The 18,322-nt window shown below is 46.2% G+C and carries 22 protein-coding genes; 12 read left to right on the top strand and 10 right to left on the bottom strand.

Going from position 1 to position 18,322, the window contains the following annotated elements:
* Nucleotides 1-26: 26 nt before the first annotated feature.
* A complete protein-coding gene (gene wrbA / locus FTT89_RS10085; protein WP_016659569.1) occupies nucleotides 27-623 on the top strand; it encodes an NAD(P)H:quinone oxidoreductase in 597 nt (198 codons plus the stop codon).
* A gap of 287 nt (nucleotides 624-910) precedes the next feature.
* Complete coding sequence (locus FTT89_RS10080) at nucleotides 911-1,102, top strand: hypothetical protein (RefSeq protein WP_016659568.1); 192 nt, start codon at nucleotides 911-913, stop codon at nucleotides 1,100-1,102.
* A gap of 68 nt (nucleotides 1,103-1,170) precedes the next feature.
* Here the strand turns inward: FTT89_RS10080 and FTT89_RS10075 are convergent, their stop codons facing one another.
* The 4 genes from FTT89_RS10075 to FTT89_RS10060 form a co-directional block, all read right to left on the bottom strand.
* The gene (locus tag FTT89_RS10075; protein ID WP_016659567.1) at nucleotides 1,171-1,566 is read right to left on the bottom strand and encodes a hypothetical protein; all 396 of its coding nucleotides are present in this window, start codon (nucleotides 1,564-1,566) and stop codon (nucleotides 1,171-1,173) included.
* Nucleotides 1,567-1,783: 217 nt separating this feature from the next.
* A complete protein-coding gene (locus FTT89_RS10070) occupies nucleotides 1,784-2,359 on the bottom strand; it encodes a xanthine phosphoribosyltransferase (RefSeq protein ID WP_005182137.1) in 576 nt (191 codons plus the stop codon).
* Between the two features lie 89 nt (nucleotides 2,360-2,448).
* Nucleotides 2,449-3,162 (bottom strand): DUF3108 domain-containing protein, encoded by a 714-nt coding sequence (locus FTT89_RS10065; protein ID WP_005182145.1) that lies wholly within the window; start codon nucleotides 3,160-3,162, stop codon nucleotides 2,449-2,451.
* A 153-nt stretch (nucleotides 3,163-3,315) separates the two neighbouring features.
* Nucleotides 3,316-3,999: a hypothetical protein gene (locus FTT89_RS10060; RefSeq protein ID WP_016659565.1), complete on the bottom strand. Its 684-nt coding sequence runs from the start codon at nucleotides 3,997-3,999 to the stop codon at nucleotides 3,316-3,318.
* Between the two features lie 239 nt (nucleotides 4,000-4,238).
* On the opposite strand from FTT89_RS10060, the gene FTT89_RS10055 reads away from it, so the two are divergent.
* Nucleotides 4,239-5,117: an energy transducer TonB gene (locus tag FTT89_RS10055; protein WP_180006786.1), complete on the top strand. Its 879-nt coding sequence runs from the start codon at nucleotides 4,239-4,241 to the stop codon at nucleotides 5,115-5,117.
* On the opposite strand, the gene FTT89_RS10050 is transcribed toward FTT89_RS10055, so the two are convergent.
* The 4 genes from FTT89_RS10050 to miaB all read right to left on the bottom strand — a co-directional run bounded on the left by FTT89_RS10050 (nucleotide 5,114) and on the right by miaB (nucleotide 8,564).
* A complete protein-coding gene (locus tag FTT89_RS10050; RefSeq protein ID WP_163169943.1) occupies nucleotides 5,114-5,404 on the bottom strand; it encodes an antibiotic biosynthesis monooxygenase in 291 nt (96 codons plus the stop codon). The two genes, FTT89_RS10055 and FTT89_RS10050, sit on opposite strands and share 4 nt — an antisense overlap.
* Nucleotides 5,405-5,492: 88 nt before the next feature.
* Nucleotides 5,493-5,975, bottom strand: a complete 483-nt coding sequence (gene ybeY / locus FTT89_RS10045; protein ID WP_005182166.1) for an rRNA maturation RNase YbeY — start codon at nucleotides 5,973-5,975, stop codon at nucleotides 5,493-5,495.
* 19 nt (nucleotides 5,976-5,994) lie between these two features.
* Nucleotides 5,995-7,068 (bottom strand): PhoH family protein, encoded by a 1,074-nt coding sequence (locus tag FTT89_RS10040; protein ID WP_016659561.1) that lies wholly within the window; start codon nucleotides 7,066-7,068, stop codon nucleotides 5,995-5,997.
* A gap of 41 nt (nucleotides 7,069-7,109) precedes the next feature.
* Complete coding sequence (gene miaB, locus FTT89_RS10035) at nucleotides 7,110-8,564, bottom strand: tRNA (N6-isopentenyl adenosine(37)-C2)-methylthiotransferase MiaB (protein WP_005182171.1); 1,455 nt, start codon at nucleotides 8,562-8,564, stop codon at nucleotides 7,110-7,112.
* A 260-nt stretch (nucleotides 8,565-8,824) separates the two neighbouring features.
* On the opposite strand from miaB, the gene FTT89_RS10030 reads away from it, so the two are divergent.
* From FTT89_RS10030 to FTT89_RS10005, 6 genes are all read left to right on the top strand, one after another.
* Complete coding sequence (locus FTT89_RS10030) at nucleotides 8,825-10,801, top strand: transglycosylase SLT domain-containing protein (protein ID WP_373684730.1); 1,977 nt, start codon at nucleotides 8,825-8,827, stop codon at nucleotides 10,799-10,801.
* Nucleotides 10,802-10,876: 75 nt separating this feature from the next.
* Nucleotides 10,877-11,530 carry a ribonuclease I gene (locus tag FTT89_RS10025; RefSeq protein ID WP_045796419.1) on the top strand — a complete coding sequence of 218 codons (654 nt, stop codon included), beginning with the start codon at nucleotides 10,877-10,879 and terminating at the stop codon, nucleotides 11,528-11,530.
* A gap of 178 nt (nucleotides 11,531-11,708) precedes the next feature.
* Nucleotides 11,709-12,695, top strand: coding sequence for a malate dehydrogenase (locus FTT89_RS10020; RefSeq protein WP_180006788.1), 987 nt, complete (start codon nucleotides 11,709-11,711; stop codon nucleotides 12,693-12,695).
* 193 nt (nucleotides 12,696-12,888) lie between these two features.
* Entirely contained in the window at nucleotides 12,889-13,143 is a 255-nt protein-coding gene (locus tag FTT89_RS10015; protein WP_005182193.1) for a DUF2789 family protein, read from the top strand.
* A gap of 145 nt (nucleotides 13,144-13,288) precedes the next feature.
* Nucleotides 13,289-13,549, top strand: coding sequence for a DUF2789 family protein (locus FTT89_RS10010; protein WP_005182196.1), 261 nt, complete (start codon nucleotides 13,289-13,291; stop codon nucleotides 13,547-13,549).
* A gap of 110 nt (nucleotides 13,550-13,659) precedes the next feature.
* Entirely contained in the window at nucleotides 13,660-13,917 is a 258-nt protein-coding gene (locus FTT89_RS10005; protein WP_005182199.1) for a DUF2789 family protein, read from the top strand.
* 94 nt (nucleotides 13,918-14,011) lie between these two features.
* On the opposite strand, the gene FTT89_RS10000 is transcribed toward FTT89_RS10005, so the two are convergent.
* Together FTT89_RS10000 and FTT89_RS09995 are read right to left on the bottom strand one after the other, a co-directional pair.
* A complete protein-coding gene (locus FTT89_RS10000; RefSeq protein WP_005182203.1) occupies nucleotides 14,012-14,539 on the bottom strand; it encodes a hypothetical protein in 528 nt (175 codons plus the stop codon).
* Nucleotides 14,540-14,599: 60 nt separating this feature from the next.
* On the bottom strand, nucleotides 14,600-15,202 hold the full coding sequence (locus FTT89_RS09995; protein ID WP_005182206.1) for a 2OG-Fe(II) oxygenase: 603 nt from the start codon (nucleotides 15,200-15,202) through the stop codon (nucleotides 14,600-14,602).
* 116 nt (nucleotides 15,203-15,318) lie between these two features.
* Between FTT89_RS09995 and FTT89_RS09990 the strand changes: the two genes are divergently transcribed.
* The 3 genes from FTT89_RS09990 to FTT89_RS09980 are packed head-to-tail and all read left to right on the top strand — an operon-like array spanning nucleotide 15,319 to nucleotide 18,160.
* Nucleotides 15,319-16,176, top strand: a complete 858-nt coding sequence (locus tag FTT89_RS09990) for a 23S rRNA (adenine(2030)-N(6))-methyltransferase RlmJ (protein WP_005182209.1) — start codon at nucleotides 15,319-15,321, stop codon at nucleotides 16,174-16,176.
* A 46-nt stretch (nucleotides 16,177-16,222) separates the two neighbouring features.
* Nucleotides 16,223-17,047: a CDP-diacylglycerol--serine O-phosphatidyltransferase gene (pssA, locus tag FTT89_RS09985; RefSeq protein WP_016659558.1), complete on the top strand. Its 825-nt coding sequence runs from the start codon at nucleotides 16,223-16,225 to the stop codon at nucleotides 17,045-17,047.
* Between the two features lie 24 nt (nucleotides 17,048-17,071).
* Entirely contained in the window at nucleotides 17,072-18,160 is a 1,089-nt protein-coding gene (locus FTT89_RS09980) for a DUF6670 family protein (RefSeq protein ID WP_180006789.1), read from the top strand.
* Nucleotides 18,161-18,322: the final 162 nt, after the last annotated feature.

The raw sequence follows: 18,322 nt of genomic DNA, 5'->3' as shown, positions 1-18,322 counted from the left end.
TTCTTTTTTACTCTACAGATAACATTATGCAACCCTATGTTTTAGTTCTGTATTACAGCAAATATGGCAGCACCCGTGAAATGGCCCATCTGATTGCCAACGGGGTAGAGGCAGCAGGCGTAGCGGTAAAAATACGTACAGTACCGAATATTGCCGCGGTGGTCAAAACTGCCGAGCCGAGTATTCCGGCCGAAGGTGATATTTACTGTAGCCTGGATGACCTGGCCAACTGTGCTGGTCTTGCGCTTGGTTCGCCGACCCGTTTTGGCAATATGGCCTCGGAAATGAAATTCTTCTGGGATCAGACCACCAGTCTGTGGCTAAGCGGCGCCCTGCACGATAAACCGGCCTGTGTATTTACTTCTTCCGGTTCACAGCACGGTGGCCAGGAAAGCACTTTGCTGACCATGCTACCGCCGTTATTTCATCATGGCATGATGATTATGGGACTCAGCAATGCTCATCCGGCTTTATCCAATACCAAAACCGGCGGTACACCGTATGGTGCATCGCATGTCAGTGGCCCGCGTCATGACCAGAGTTTAAGTCAGGATGAAAAAATCTTGTGTGCAGCACAAGGGCAACGTTTAGGCGAAATGGTGAAAAAGTTACAGGGAATGTAATCTTCTGAATCATTAACTCAGGTGTAAAACGAACAGAATGTTTTACACCTTGATTGTATTTGAGCTTCATTGGCTGCAGCGGTTTGAATATTTTTATTCACGAAAAAACTAATTACTTTTCACGCAAAATCACTATTTGTAGTGATATTCAGTCTTTCACTTTTCACATTTAATAGCCACTTTTAAAGCAGAGTTTTCTGTCACGGTTCACACAGCATTTTTCGTGCAGGTATATGTATCAAGCACAATGGACTGCTGTAATAATGAGAGATTGAGGAAAAGTGGAAATGAATAAGTTAACGTTAATCGGTATAGTTGTATTGAGTTTAGGCTGCTCGTGGTCGAGCGTAGCTGCAACTGAAATTGTGCATAGTCTGAACTTCCCACAAGAACAACAAGCCCAAAAACAACCTGCAGAAGTTCAATATTTAGCAGCTCAAAAGCCAGTAATTGCAGCCGAAAATGTGCAAGTAAAATAATAAAAAGATGTGATAAAAGTGCTGTTTTATACAGCACTTTTTTATATGAAAATCTGTGTTTGGTATGTTTAAGATTGGTTAGGTTTGATTTGTTCTTTAAAACGGTGTTTGCATTTCAGACAATGAAAATCAAGAAAGATATTTTGGTCGACAATTACACCTGCTTTTTTACCAAAGCGATGCCCTAAAAAGCCGCCAGTGATCCCAACACTAATTGCACCCACAAAGGTACCAATGGTACCGCCCATAATCACCCCCAACGGTCCGGCCACGGTGCCTATGGCAGCGCCTAAAGAGGCACCGGAGGCGGCCCCGCCGACAGTTCCGGCTGCTGTTCCGGCCGACCCGAGCAATACTCCGCCAATTTTTTGTAAGTTTTGTTCGTGGTTGCGCTTTTCAACCTGATTTGAGCCACATTTCGGACAGACGATACTGTGTTCCATCAACGGATTGTCTTGTGTCATGAGTGTAGAGTGCCTTCTAAAAATGCTGGGTCAATCCAAAGAGCCAATAGCTTAGGACAAAAGGCGTTAGCTGACCTTGGTCAAAACGCTCAGAATTTGCCGTTAGGCTTATGCTAAGCCATTCGGTCTGGAGCGTGGTAGAGAATTTTGTAAATCACATCGCCATAAAAAAAAGAGCACCTGAGTGCTCTTTTAGATATAAATTGCAGACAAAGTCTTAGTCGCGAACAAATTCAACCGTACCATTGGCCAGTGACTTCACACGCGCCAGAGATTCAACCCGGTAGCCTTTTTCCAGGAGCAGGTCACGACCTGGCTGGAAGGATTTTTCAATCACAATACCAATACCGACCACTTCCGCTTGGGCCTGATGAATCAGGTCAGCCAGACCTAAAGCCGCCTGACCATTGGCCAGAAAGTCATCAATCACCAGCACTTTGTCGCTTGAGCTGATGTGCTTGTTTGAAATCGCGATGGTGCTTTCGACCTGTTTGGTGAATGAAAACACTTTAGAGCGATACAGGTCATCTTTTAGGGTTAAAGACTGATATTTACGTGCAAAAATCACGGGAACGCCCAGCTCTAAACCTGCCATGACTGCCGGTGCAATACCTGACGCTTCAATGGTAATAATTTTGGTGATGCCGGCATCTTTAAACAAACGCGCAAATTCTTGACCAATTTGCTGCATCATGACCGGATCAATTTGATGGTTTAGGAAAGAATCGACTTTCAGAACTTCTTCAGACAGAACGATACCTTCAGCTAAGATTTTCTGTTCTAGTGCGTGCACGGGAGAATCCTCAACAGCAGGTGCTTTTTAAAGCAAAAGCGTATTTTAAAAAGCACCTGAAAAAATGCAAGCAAAAATCGAGAAAATGATTAACTTGTTGGGCCTTTATAGCCGGTTAACAGCAGGCCATAAGAGTTCTTCTTGTCCAGATGGGTCACTTTCACCGGTAAGTAGTCCAGTTTTGGCGCTAACCAGAAAATGGTTTCACGGCCCGGCTTGTCATGCTTAATCGCCACTTTAATGGTGTCAAAGGTGCCATAATTGGTTTTTACGCTTTCACTGCCTTGGCGTACAAATTTACGTGCTTCGACCTCCTTGGCATCGGCCAGGTAATAGGTCGATTTGAGCGAACCATTTTTTAAGTCTTCACGAATCTGCAATTCGGCATTTAGCTCATCGAGTACACCGGCTTTCCAGGCAAATGAACGCGACTCTTTGTCTTTTTTGGTATTAATTTTTTTCGCAGCCGGATTAAAGTGAATACTCATGGTGTTGTTATGAATCAGGATTTTGCTGCTGCGGCTAAAGCTGGAAGAACCAATTTTGCCATTTTCAAAGGTGAAGCGGCTGGTTTCCGTGGCCGAAGCAATCCCGCCGGCTTTGGCGGCAAAAACATAGTTCCACTGATTGCCGGATTTGCTTAAGGTTCGGGTCGCAGAGCCAAGGTTTTTGCCGTTATAGCTGAACTGATAACTGGCTTGGAATGGACTCATGGCAAAAGTCTGGTTTGAGAACCCTGCAAATAACAGTGCAGTCGAAACTCCCGCTGCCATGCCCATCGTTTTCAATACGTGTTTAGCCATAAGTAAATTGTTTCCTATTGCTGTAAATAAGCGCACATTGTGCTTTGTTCTATTATGCGCTTGAATGATGAAGAGAAAATTTGCAAATATGCACTTTATGTAACGCTTGTGTAGCAATCCTGATCGGCATCTGCAATCTCTCTGTTTGAGCTTTTAGCTCTTTTTCTGTTTGATGGGCGTCACTTCTGTGGCCGTTTGTGCTTCTTCGGCTTCTTCACGATCGCGATCTTCAGCAATTTTTCGAAATAGGGTGGTTAGGTTGACATTGCCCATGACCACCAGTTCGGCTTCACGCAACACCGCATGATTGACATGCACTTTGCCCAGAGTGTCAATGATCGAGCGGTTCTTGCCCAGCCAGCGGTTCAGGTCTAAATGTAATAGATCATCTTTAACTTTAATCACATTCAGTTTTTGCAGAATCATGCCCAGTGGATCTTTGTTCAGCACTTTCTGATAGAAGAACAGCGCAAACCGCACACCCAGCTTATGCAGGATGCTTGGATATTTGGCTTCAATCACCTGGGTATCACTAATCTGTTCAAATACAATCAGCTGGACATTTTTATTCAGTTCCATCTGCACCAGTTTCAAATCTACCGACAAAGTAATATACAGCCCGTTGTAGTCCAGGGTCGCATACAGACGCAGCCAGTCGTCATGTAAATCGGCATGTAAGTCTTTCAGCATTTTGACATTGTCGGTGACAAAGCGCTGAAAGGTCGCATTCAGAAAAACCTGAGACATTGGAAATTCGCGCTCATCTTCAATAAATCCTTCAGCCTTCTGATACATCTGACGTAAACGTTTTGAAATGAGAGAGATAAGAGGGGACATACAGGGCATTCCAATGGGTTAATCTTTATTAACTTTGCAGAGATCTTGTCGAATTGTATTAAAAATACGCCAATTGAAGCTTGCAGTTTAGCAAAATAAACTGCACCATTTTCAAGATTTTATTTATCGTGACACGACATGTTGACGAGTGTCTCGCTTTTTTTCAAAAGTAAAAACCAGTCTTATTTTATCTCGTTTTATACGATTTGGGGAATCCGCGATTTTGTCGGATTAATGTGATGTTAAAGAAATTTCATTTTGCACCTTTGACGCAGCAGTGGTGGAAAGATCCACTATTTGGCACCGTACTGACGCTGGCGGCACTTTCGCATCTGGCTGTGTTAACGGTGCAATTTGTCATGCCACAGCAAAGCGATGCCGCGGTCAAGGAAATTGCAGTCAGCTTAAGACCAAGTGCCACCGAAATTAAGGATGCCGACTTTTTAGCACAGGCCGACCAGCAGGGTTCTGGCACCTTCCGGGAAGCGCACCGCATGTCCAGCGATATGCTCGCACCAATGATTGAACAGAGTGCCGGTGATCAGCAGCTGGAAAGTCTGGAGCGTTTGCAGCAGCAGCGTGAACTGAGCTTTGAAGAAAAAGTGCTAATGACCACCTTAAGCTGGCAAAAGCAGGCGGCGGAAAACCAGCGTAAAAAAGCGCTGGAAGAATTAAACAGCCAGTTTCAGGCCAAAGCGGCGATGGTGGCCAGTCTGGAAGCGCAGTATTTACAGCGTCAGCAAAATTTCAGCCGTCAGCAGAAAATTAAAACCGTAGATGGAATTCAGGCCAAGCAGGATGTCGCAGCCGGTTATCTGGAAAGATTCCGTCAGAAAGTCGAATTTTATGGTAACCGTTATTATCCGGAAGCGGCCAAGCAGCAACAGTTGGCCGGTGAGGTGCGTTTAATGGTGATTTTAAATGCCAACGGTGGGATTCGTGCGATTCGTTTAATTGAAAGCTCGGGGCATACCATGCTGGATGAAGCTGCCAAGGCTTCTGTGCGTAAAGCTGCTCCTTTTGGTGCCTTTGATGCCAAGATGAAAGATATTTCCGAGCTACGCATTATCCGGACCTGGCGTTTTGACCCGGCTGAGGCGGAGTTTGAGGTGCGCTAGCGTTTGTAGTGACGTAATACTTCACAAACTTCAACACTGAAATTTTCATACCAAGTGTTATGTCCGAGTTGTTGTGCGACTTGGTGTTCCGCATCTAAATGCCAAGCGTGTATATCTGAAAGATCATGCCAATAGGATAGGGCGATTTCAGATAAACCTTCTGTTAATGCTTCAAAATGAATGCAGCGGAATTGGCTTAAGGCTTTCTGACGTAACTGCTGTGCTGTGGCAAAATACAGAGGATCAAGTGTTTTAATTTTCGCTTTAAAAATAACAACGTATTTCATGATTGTGGCTTATCTATTTTTATTCATCTCATCATAAAATAAACCCTATAAAAAAAGCGAGCCTAAGCCCGCTTCTTCATTTTTTACTTTAATCGCGTTCTAAATACGGGTTTTCAAAACCGAGCTTATCCAGAATTTCAATTTCAATGCCTTCCATTTCTTCAGCATCTTCATCTGAAGTTTCATGGTCATAACCCATCAAATGCAAGGTGCCATGCACTAGCATATGGGTGAAATGGGTTAGCGGTGCTTTGCCTTGCTCATTCGCTTCGCGTAGCACCACCGGAATACAGATCACTAAATCCCCAATGGGGAAGGCATCAAGAAATTCGGCCATTTCATCGGGCAGTTCACTTGGGAAAGACAGCACGTTGGTCGGTTTGTCTTTCTGGCGATATTCCAGATTCAGTTTATGGCTTTCTTCATTGTCGACACAGGCGATCCCGATTTCACAGTCACTTTGGGTGCCAATATGTCGCAAGGTGGTTTCTACAACTTTTTTGATATAGCCACGTTTCAAGACCAGTTCAGGGGCTTGAACATCCTGTTGTAGAGAAAGACTCAGTTTCAAAATATATCCTTAGATCAGTTTAGTCCTGCGCATCGGCCTTGGCATCGTTTTCTGCAATCAGCGCTTCCTGACGGGCTTTGCGTTCGGCACGGGCTTCTGCACTCAGACGTTGTTGCTCACTGTCCCAGCCTTCGTAGGCTTCAACAATTTTCTGCACCAGTTGATGACGCACCACATCACGTGAATGGAAACGGGTAATATGAATTTCCTTGACGTGCTCCAGCACGCGCAGGGCATGCGCCAGACCAGACTGCTGACCACGCGGTAAATCGACCTGAGTCACGTCACCGGTAATTACGGCACGTGAGCCAAAGCCCAAACGGGTCAGGAACATTTTCATCTGTTCTGGTGTGGTGTTCTGCGCTTCATCCAGAATCACAAAAGAATGGTTCAGGGTACGACCACGCATATAGGCCAGCGGCGCGACTTCAATCACCTGACGTTCAATCAGCTTGGCGACTTTTTCAAAGCCGAGCATTTCATATAACGCGTCATACAGCGGGCGCAAATACGGGTCAATTTTCTGGGTTAAATCACCCGGCAGGAAACCGAGTTTTTCACCGGCTTCAACCGCAGGGCGAACCAGTAAAATCCGCTGGATTTCATTACGCTCCAGCATATCGACGGCTGCAGCTACCGCCAGGTAGGTTTTACCGGTTCCTGCTGGGCCAATCCCGAACGAAATATCGCTTTGTAAAATACGCTGCACATAACGTTTCTGGTTGGCACCGCGCGGGTTAATCCGGCCTTTGCGGGTCTGTAACCAGACCGCATCTAAACCGGTATGTTCCTGCTCTTCATCAATCTGCAATTCACGGTCAGTCTGGCTGCCCTGAATCATCATGTGTAAGGTGTCGGCACTAATCTGGCTGGAATTTTCCGATTCTTCATATAAACGCTGAAGCAAGAGCTCGGCTCTCTCAACTGCATCTATTTCACCATCAATAAAAAAGGCATCACCTCGATGAGAAATTTGCACATCTAGACGCTGTCCAATCTGTTTCAAGTGGCCGTTATAAGCACCGAGCATGCTTTTGAGACGTTCCATTGAAATGCCAGGAAAATTTACTGTACGTCGAATTGCTGCAGTCAAGAGAATTCCTTATTCAGAAGTAGTCGTATTGTTTCCTTACATTACGCCACGTCTGGTTCAAGATTCAAGAGTTCACCATAAACTAAATTTAAAGTTTTAATCTCGGTAATCTCAATCTCCGCAAAGCGTCCGACCCAAGCCGGATCACCAATAAATGTTACCAAACGTGTATTGTCCGCCGTGCCGACCAGCACATTCGGATCTTTGTTCGACACGCTCTCAATTAACACACGTTGCACGGTGCCGAGCATGGCATCAGTTTTGTCAATACTGGACTGTTTAATCCATTGCTGCACTTTGGCCAGACGTTCTTTTTTGACATCTTCCGGAGTGTTGTCCGGCAGTTCAGACGCCGGGGTGCCCGGACGTTTTGAATAGACAAAACTGTACGAATGGTCGAAGTCCATATCTTGAATAAACTGATAGGTTTCTTCAAAGTTCTCGTCGGTTTCGCCCGGGAAGCCAATAATAAAGTCAGAAGACAAATGCATGTCCGGACGCACTTTACGTAACTTGGCAATTTTTTCGATGTAAACATCAATGGTGTGGTTACGCTTCATGGCCTGTAATACATCATTGGAGCCACTTTGTACCGGCAAGTGCAAATGCGACACCATTTGTGGCAAGTCGCGGTAGCATTGAATCAGGTCATCATTAAATTCTAGCGGATGCGAAGTGGTATAACGTAAACGGCCAATCCCCGGAATTTCGGCGACCAAACGCAACAGGTCAGCAAAGGTACAGATGTTGCCGTCAAAAGTTTCACCGCGGTAACCATTCACGTTCTGACCGAGCAGTGAAATCTCACGCACACCTTTTTCTGCTAAACCGGCAATTTCCGCCAGTACGTCATCGAGTGGACGTGAAACTTCTTCACCACGGGTATAGGGCACCACGCAGAAAGAACAGTATTTGGAACAGCCTTCCATAATCGACACAAAGGCTTTAAAACCTTCGACGCGCGGTTCTGGCAGGAAGTCGAATTTTTCAATGTCCGGGAAGGAAATATCCACCAGCTTGATTTTTTCTTTTTTCGGTTTTTCAACCTGATCATTATGCTGATCCAGCATTTGTGGCAAACGGTGCAAGGTTTGTGGGCCAAACACCATGTCGACATACGGCGCACGTTTTTGAATATTGTCACCTTCCTGAGAAGCAACACAGCCACCCACGCCAATCACCAGATCCGGATTTTTTTCTTTCAGTTTGCGCCAGCGGCCCAGTTCCGAGAACACTTTTTCCTGTGCCTTTTCGCGGATGGAACAGGTGTTCATCAGCAGGATATCGGCATCGGCCGGATTGCTGGTCAGCACATAGCCGTGAGAATCGCCTAAAAGATCTGCCATACGATGACTGTCATACTCATTCATCTGACACCCTTGCGTTTCGATGTACAGCTTTTTCACTGAACCGTCGGCTGGGGTGTGCTGTGGCTGGGTAACAGTGTTTTCTGAGGCAGCTTTGGCACCATTTGGAATGAAGGTTTGAACCGTCATGTAGGCTCCTGAAGGATAAAATCGAGATCGTCCGTTCTGAAATGTTTGAACGGCAGAGGTGATAGAAAAACGCGTATTTTAACAGGAACTGGGTATAAACTTATAGCCCTAAATGAGGGAAGCAGAAGATTGATTTATCAATTAAAATTGTTCGAAAATTAATATTGTTTAATCATGAGGTTACATAACACAACAATTGAGGTGTTTGAGAATAATGAAACTGTTTTAGTATATTGCGGTAAGAGAGGAGAGGCGAAGTAATGACTGAAAATAGGCACATGCGCACATGGACTGAAAAGAAAAGAATTTTTTGCAAAAAGCTTGTGTTAGGTTTGGCATCACTGAGCATTTTCCCAACCTTGTACGCAGCCGAAGAGCAGTTTAATGATGCGCTGCGGGCAGCCAATACCAGTAACCTCTCTTTATTGCAGCAATATCAAAGTGCCATGCAAAATGATGTGCTCGGCTATTATCCGGAATACTGGATTTTAAATACCAATCTGGCCACTCAGTCACCCGCTTCGATTGTGCAGTTTGCCCAGCGTTATCCACAGTCGGCCATGGCAGAAAAACTGGCTGCCGATTATGTCGAAGAAAAAGTCAAACAGGCCGATTTTAGCAATGCTGTATCAGTGCTGCCGTATGTGACCAATGCCGACCGTGCCGAAAGCTGTGCCGTGGCGCAGGTGCGTGCCCAGTCGGGTGATCCGCTGGTTTTTGCCGAATTTAAAGATGTCTGGCTAACCACCAATTCGCAGCCGGAATCCTGTACCGGTCTGGGCCGGATGATGTTATCCAGCCCACTGATGACCCAGGAAGATAAACAGCAGCGTTTGTGGGTGCAGCTGCGTGCCGGCCAATCCGGACAGGCGCTTGCCACTGCACAGGGACTAGGTTTAAACCTGAGTCTGTCGCAGCTGAATAGCATTCAGGCCAATCCGCTTAACTATTTATGGTCTGCACCAAAAGCCAGTGCTGAAGATCAGGCTTATCTGATTTATGCCTTGGGCCGCCTGGCCGATACCGACCTGAACTCGGCTCTATCTGCGGTGAAACGTGCTGCAGAAGGTACCCCGCAGTCGGTGCAGCGCGCCTTGTATCGTGCTGTGGGCTATATTGGCGGCACCACCGTCATGAAGAACAATTTTAACCGTGAAGTACTGAATGCGCTGGATGCCAGCTATGGACTGCCATTTAGCCCGGAAGAAGCGGAAATTTATGCCCGTCAGGCGATTCGTTTTGGTGCTTGGGAAAGTGTAATTCGCGCGATTGATGCCATGAGCGTGTCGCAAAAGCAGGAAGACCGCTGGCAGTACTGGCTGGCGCGTGCCTCTGAGCAGCGTGGCGATGCCACTTCAAAACGCAGTGCTGACGCGATTTATAAACGTTTGGCTCAGGGTGATGATTACCACAATTTGCTGGCCAAAGATCAGCTCGGATACAGCTATTCTTCGATTCCTGTGAGCCGTGAGCCAAGTTCGCAGGATATGCAGCGTTTAAATCAGGATATTCACTTTAGACGCGCCTTTGCCTTGCGCCAGATTAATGCACCGGCCAGTTATATTAACCGTGAATGGAACTGGGCTGTGCGTCAGGCCTATTTAAAACATGATGATGGTCTGTTATTGGCTGCAGCCAAACGCGCCACCGATATGGGTTGGTATGACCGGGCCATTTATGCGGCAGACCGCACCACCAAGCAGCATAACTATCAGTACCGTTATGCTATGCCGCACAAGAATTATGTGGTCAGCCACAGCCAGAACGCCGGGATTGATCCGGCTTGGGCCTATGGCCTGATGCGTCAGGAAAGCCGTTTTGTGACTACGGCGCGTTCGCATGTCGGGGCGGGTGGTTTAATGCAGATTATGCCGGATACCGCGCGTTTAATTGCCCGCCAAATGAGGGAAACCTATAATCCGGCGGCACTCACCGATATGAATACCAATATTCGTTATGGCACGTTTTATCTGTCGACCATCCAGGGTCAGCTTAGTAATAACTCGGTTTTAGCAACTGCGGGCTATAATGCCGGGCCAAACCGTGCCCGTCGCTGGCAGCCTGAATTTCAAAACATGGCAGCGGATCAATATACCGAATCCATTCCGTTGCTGGAAACACGCGATTACGTTAAACACGTCATGACCAATGCCACGCACTATGGATTATTGCTGGGTCAGGGCGCGCAATCAATCAGTAAACGTATGCAGCAGATTCCAATGCGCAATACGCAGTAAACAAGATGGGGTGTCTCCTGCATGGATGCAGGAGGATGGGACTCAAAACGACACGAGAAGGTGCTAAGTTTGAGAATGAAGAAATTGACAGCCGGGGGGCAGCCAGCGGGAATCCTCATCCTGATTTCGGGTGGGGCGGGGGTATTGCTCAGTAGTGCTGCATGTGCTGCCACGGTGCAGGGCTATGTCATGGATGTACAAATGACACCCGCCGTGTGCATGTTTGACAGCAACCGCGCCAAGCAGCGGAAATGCCTGCAAGGCTACTCGCTGAATATTACCGGGCTGTATCCGGAAACCTCCCGTCGTGACTGCGAAACCAGCTCTTCAGCCAAACTGTCTCCCATTCAGGCCAAAGTGGTGGCACGGGTCATGCCCGATGAACATGCCCGGGTGCAATTGTGGCAGGGTATTGGTGGCTGCGTACCGATGAATGCCAGCCAGTATTTCCGTACCATCATTAACTATGCCGACCGGCTGAAAGTCCCGGCGGTGCTGACCGGTCAGGAAACTACCGTGGTGCAGCAGAATGAACTGAACCGGCTGTTTATTCGCCTGAATCCGGGCATGCATTCCAAGAGCATTCACTTTCAGTGCACTTCGCATCAGGCCAAAAGTTATTTAACTGAATTGAAAATCTGCTATAGCCCGAATGGGCGCTATAAACAGTGCAGCAGTAGCGTGGAAACCCAGTGTCCATCGGCCTTTATTATTAAAGGTTCATACTAAAACCCGACGTTTTTCGGCATTTTATTTATATTTCCTATCAGACTTTTGTTGAAATCCATAGCCTTTTACATGCATCTGACAAAGGATTGGAGTACAATCTTTGCCGTTTATGATTATTAAGATTAGATAGAACAGCTATTTAATCGCATTAACTATCCTCTCAACTGGAGATAATTACATGAAGCAACCTGTTCGCGTTGCCGTTACTGGCGCTGCTGGTCAAATTGGTTACAGCCTATTATTCCGTATCGCTAGCGGTGAAATGTTGGGTAAAGACCAACCAGTTATTCTTCAATTATTAGAAATTCCTGTTGAGAAAGCTCAACAAGCGCTGAAAGGCGTAATGATGGAACTTGACGACTGTGCTTTCCCATTATTGGCTGGCATGATCGGTACTGATGATCCTAAAGTTGCATTCAAAGATGCTGACTATGCACTTTTAGTTGGTTCACGTCCACGTGGTCCAGGTATGGAACGTGCTGACCTTCTTAAAGTCAACGGTGAAATCTTCATCGGTCAAGGTCAAGCGCTGAACGAAGTTGCGAGCCGTGACGTTAAAGTTCTTGTTGTAGGTAACCCTGCGAACACGAATGCTTACATCGCAATGAAATCTGCTCCAGATCTTCCAGCGAAGAACTTCACAGCAATGTTACGTCTTGACCACAACCGTGCGTTGACTCAACTTGCTCAAAAAGCTGGTGTTGCAGTTTCTGACATCAAAAACATGACAGTTTGGGGTAACCACTCTCCAACAATGTATGCTGACTACCGTTTTGCGAACGTAAACGGCGAAAGCTTGAAAGACAAAATCAACGATGCTGAATGGAACAAAGACGTATTCCTTCCAACTGTTGGTAAACGTGGTGCTGCAATCATCGAAGCGCGTGGTCTGTCTTCTGCTGCTTCTGCTGCAAACGCTGCAATCGACCATATGCGTGACTGGGCGCTTGGCACAAACGGCGAATGGGTAACCATGGGTATTCCTTCTGATGGTTCTTACGGTATCCCTGAAGGCGTAATGTTCGGTTTCCCTGTAACTTGCGAAAATGGCGAATACAAGATCGTTCAAGGTCTTGAAGTCGACGAATTCAGCCGTGAGCGTATCAACTTCACGCTAAACGAGCTTGAAGAAGAACGTGCAGCAATTGCTGACATGGTGAAATAATTTAGTGTTGAACTAAGTTAGAAAAAGCACTCCATTTGGGGTGCTTTTTTTATGCAGCTGTATGGATTGTTGTATTGATCAGCGCCATGACAAACCTCACAAAACATAACAAGAATACATCGGCCTGTAGCCCTAATGCTGTTCCGGATTTGCTAGTTTATGGACTTCGCCTAGAAAAATACGGAGTCATTCCATGGTACTCGAACAACAGCCGACCTTAGAATTATTATTTGAACAACTGGGTTTAGCCGCAGACGAAGCATCTATTGAGCAATTTGTGCGTGCCCATCAATTGCCGGCAGAAGTGACCTTGCCCGATGCTGGATTCTGGAGTGAGGGACAAAGCGCCTTTTTACGCGAACACTGGCATCAGGATGATGAGTGGATTGTGATTATCGACAAATTAAACCAGTTACTACACGTTGAAAGCGACAAGCTGGCGCAATAAGCCGGAGCCAGTTCAATCAGGTTCATCCGCCTTACATGCTTTGGTACAAAAAAATACAACAAGCGCAGTCACAAGGCTGTGCTTTTGTGCAGAATTCTTATAACGTAAAGCTACAATACAGTAAAAAAATGCTGAGGAGGGCGCCATGTTTGATCAGCAACCCACATTAGAACTGTTATTTGAGCAGCTGGGTCTAGAGTCCAGTTCAGAAGCCATTGATCAATTTATTGAAAGCCATCAATTAACTTCCGATATTCCCCTACATAAAGCCGCATTCTGGAGCAAGGCCCAGCACGATTTCATTATCAGTCACTGGAAAAGTGATGATGAATGGGCCATCGTGATTGATGTCTTAAACGAGCAATTACATACCGAACATAAGCTTTCCGGCTCTTGCGAACTTTAATCACAAATTGAAACAACAAACCTGGTCGCAAAGACTAGGTTTTTTTTGCTTTATCTTATAAGTTAGATGGATAAATAACTACAATTTATCTGATATATAAGGAGGGCGAGATGCTCAATCACAACACACCATCCTTAGCTCTATTATTTTCTCAACTTGGTTTAGCCAATAGTCCGGCGGCCATTGAACTTTATGTACGTACCCATCAACTGCCTTCCCATATTTCTTTGCATGATGCGCCGTTCTGGAATAAATCCCAGCGTGCTTTATTAATCAGTCATCTGGTCCAGGATGATGACTGGGCGATCTGGGTCGATGAATTGAATCAACAATTACATATGGATGCCTATAAAGCCCAAACCGCTTAATCCCGCCTGAAGATTCAAGCGTTTCTGTAGTCCATAAAAAATGCCTCAATCAATGAGGCATTTTTGTTGTTAAATATTTTTTTCGTGCTGAGCTTTAGTGTAAACGCGGCTGAATCAGCTGCACAAACCAGCTTTGACCATGACAGTGTTCAAAGGCAGTATGTTCACGTAGTACATCGGCATCAAACTCGGCTGTTTTACGGTATTTGGTCAGCCAGTGCTGAGTCAGGGCATTTTCTTTTTTCGCTGCGCTGGCATAGGCCAGAAACAGGTAAATATCGCCATGATTATAATTGGTCAGCGGTTTTAGAATCTGCTGGGTAATTAAGGCAAAGCGGGTTTCCTGGCTGATTTCAAAATACAGCATATAGGCCTTGGCCAGGGTTAAGGACAGATTTAAATATAAGGACAGCGGCATTTCCTCAAATTCAACCCGGCCCTGCTCCAGCAATACAATCGCTTCTTGCAGGAAATAGGTCTGCTCCTGACGGACCTGACTCAGCATCACCAGTTCTAGGCGTAATGAAGCACGTTCCAGCGCCAGTTCCGGGGTGTTGCCCTGTAAATAGAGCTGGTCAGTTTCACCGATACGCTGAATAATCGGTTGGGTGGTATCACGCATCGGCACAATCCTCAGTTCACAATACGGTTTATATGAGGCCACTTGCCAGGATTTAAAGGATCACCACAACTGTGGATCACTACGCAGCCAGGCAGTAATCGAAAGGCGCTGCTGTTTGGAGAGCAGCACTTCATGCAGCAAATCACTTTGGAATAAGGCCATCCGGTTGGGCTGTGGCGCAATGATCTGCCATTCGCCCTGTTTGTCCTGCAAGCGTAATTCACCGCCCCAATCGGCCTGCCACTGTTCATGCAGATAAAAGACGCAGGAAATCATCCGGCCATTTTTACCTTGCGGATTATCGCGGTGCAGGGCATAAAATTCGCCGGCGTTATAACAGGCAAAATGGGCTTCGACTTCCTTAATGCCCAGAAAAAAGGCACGATTTAATTGCTCGGCCAGCGCCATTAAGGTTTGGGTATGCTGCTCGGCAACCGGCAGGCTTGAATCCAGCCATAAGATATGATCACTGCGAATCTGGCTGACCACACCGTTTTGAATGGCTGCGTTACGAAACTCATTCAAATGTGCGGTACATTCTGCTACCAAAGCTTGTACATAATCCTGTGGATAGGCATCATCAATCAGGGCATAACCGGATTGATCCAGATCATTGAATATCTGTGCCAGATTCCAGGATGGTGGTAGAGAATGTGTTTGCATAGGCAAAACTCGAACAAGGATAAAAAAGCGGGGGAACTATTTTAGAGCAAGATAAGCCTCTGAATGAAACTTTTTTTCATGCTAAAATACCGGTTGATTTCAGGAATTAAAGAAACATGAATTACCGTCACCATTTCCATGCAGGCAACTTTGCCGATGTCATGAAGCATGTGCTTTTGCTTCAGTTACTGACACGTTTAAATGCCAAAGATAAACCTTATCGCTATATTGATACACATGGCGGTGCAGGCAAATACGACTTATCTTTAGCACCTGCACAGAAGTCGGGTGAGTTCTTAAATGGTATTCACCGTCTGGTCAAACTGGATGACTCGATTATCCGCAATGCACCGGAAGGCGTGAAGCAGTATCTGAATCTGGTCGAGCAGATGCGCGAGACGGATGGCAAGGGTGCTTATCCGGGTTCACCATGGTTTGCCTTACAAGGCATGCGTGAGATGGATAAAGCCACGGTGTTTGAAATGCAGCGTGATGTTTTTCAGCAATTGCGCAGCAATATCCGTGACCGTCGTGCTGGCTTGCATGAACGTGATGCTTACGAAGGTCTGCTTGGGGTGATTCCACCGAAAGAAAAACGCGGTCTGGTCATGATTGACCCGCCTTATGAGCTGGAACGTAAAGACTTCCCGCAGCTGGTAGAACTGCTGGTCGCGGCCTATAAAAAATGGCCAACAGGCGTGTTTGCGGTGTGGTATCCAATTAAAGACCGCGCCATGATTGAACGTTTTGAAAAGAAAATGTACAAATCGGGCATTCGCCGTCAGCTGGTTTGCGAAATCTGTGTCTGGCCAGATGATACCCCGGTTGGCTTGAATGGCTGTGGTTTACTGGTGATCAATCCACCTTGGAAATTCTCTGAAGATGCAGATGAAGCCTTACAATGGTTATTCCCGCATTTACGCATGCAGGACAATGGTGGACATGCAGCAGTACGCTGGCTGGTTGGCGAATAACCCAAGCAGTCACAACAGAGATTAGGTTAGAGTTAGGAATAAAATAATGATAAACACACCGAAGCCCGAGGGTGATTCCGTGACGCGTGAACATGATTACGATGGAATCACATTTGAAGTGGTGGAAGAGGAACGTACCCGCGAGGGGCAAAAGGTCAAACGCCGTGGCATCTACCTGTGGCCTAATCTCATTACCACCGCGGCTTTACTGTCGGGCTTTTATTCAATTATTGCCAGCATGAATGGCGAATATAGCCAGGCCATTTATGCCATTTTCCTGGCGGCCTTATTTGATGGTTTAGATGGTCGTGTTGCGCGTGCCATTGGTGCGCAAAGTCCGTTTGGTGAGCAGTTTGACTCCTTGTCCGATATGCTGGCCTTTGGTGTGGCCCCGGCAATTTTAATGTATAGCTGGAGCCTGAATGATCTGGGCCGGATTGGCTTGGCCTGCTGTTTTGTCTATACCGCCTGTGCGGCTTTCCGTCTGGCGCGTTTTAACGTGCAGATTGGCGTGGTTGATAAGCGTTATTTTATTGGTGTAGCCAGTCCATTGGCGGCTTTAATGCTGGTGTCGCTGGTCTGGGTCGGCCGCGATTTTCCTGAAATTTATAATATTCAGGACTTTGGTATTCAGATCATCAACGCCGTGATTATTGTGGTGGTTGGCTTGCTGATGATTTCCAATATTAAATATTATTCCTTTAAGACATTGGACCGTAAGCGGGTGCCGTTTATTGTGCTGCCGATAGCAGTTTTTGTACTGGCGGCCATGACCTATAATATTCCGGTCGGTATTCTGGTGATTTCTATCATCTATGCATTATCAGGTTTTGTGACCACTTATATGGCGAGAAAAACCGCCGAATCATAACAAGATGACACCCAGGAGCTTGCTATGCAGATGTTTCAAGATTTTCTCGATCGATCCAAACAACTGAATCAAGCTCCACATCAACTCAAGCTTGAGCAGCTGCCTTTTCACGCCCCGAACCAGAAATATAAAATTATTCATCAAGGGCTGATGATTCCCAATTTGCCCGCGCCCTTACATTATCTTAATTTCCTGAGCCTGATTGGGCAGCCAAATGCCCCGATGCTGCGTAATGACAGCGCGATTCAAACCCATCCGCTGGATACTGCTACGGTACTGGTCAGTTCCAGTCCACATATGGTGGGGCAGCTCAGCAGTTATTCAGTGGAAAAAGAATGTTATTTCAAGCCGGCACTGTTTCAGTTTGGTGGCCGGGAACAGCTGGAAGGACATTTTCCGGAGTTTCGGGTCCAACGTCTGGATTCTGAACTCAGTTTTGATCTGAAGATTCGTACTACCCCGGTGATTTCCTATTTTGCCAAGCTACGCATGGGGCTGGCCGATCACTGGTCTTTGCTGTGTGAATGCAGTGGACAGCTTCAATATAAACAGCAACATTATCAGATCCAGCAACTCGGCAGCTTTGAATATGCGCGAGCCATTAATTTTCCTTATCTACCTTTAGCCTTTTTTACCTATCAGGTGATTAATCTGCAGCAACAACGGCAGTTATTACTGGCCCAAGTGCGGGACCGCTTTAACCGGATTTTGCAGTCGCGGATGTATTTGCGTGACCTGAGCAGCGGTCAAAGCCGGCTATTTGATGAAGGCGTATATTTTAAAGTACACCGGGTTTATCCGGCGGTGATGACTCCAAACCGGCAAAGCATGTATCTGCCGCGTGAATTTGAATGGTGTTACAGCGGTGCAGATGGCACGCGTATCCATATTCAGGCACAAAGCCGCGGGGATTTTAAATTTGGCTTGGCTGCAGGTTATGTCGGCAGTTTTCATTATCAGGTCAAAATAAATGATGTCGAAGAACAGGGCGAAGGCGGCTATTGTGAATATATTGATTGTCGCGCCTTAAAATGGCAGGAAAAAAATCAGGCAGAAAAATTAGGTGATCATTTGGCCAATCCGGTCCCATTTTTAGTGAAAAAAGAAAAATAAGTGTATTTTTGTTGAATAAATAAACAGTTGTGTCGTATTTCCCAAAATAATTAAAAATAGGGGTTGCGTCAGGTTTTATTTGCTCTATAATGCACATCCATCGGCGGTGATGTTGATAAAAACTTGTTGATAAACAAGGATTTAGCTAAAATGGTTGAGTTC

Origin of the sequence: Acinetobacter sp. YH01025 (assembly GCF_013420185.1) — a bacterium.
GTDB classification, from domain to species: domain Bacteria; phylum Pseudomonadota; class Gammaproteobacteria; order Pseudomonadales; family Moraxellaceae; genus Acinetobacter; species Acinetobacter indicus.
This window is presented reverse-complemented; position numbering and strand designations above follow the sequence as displayed.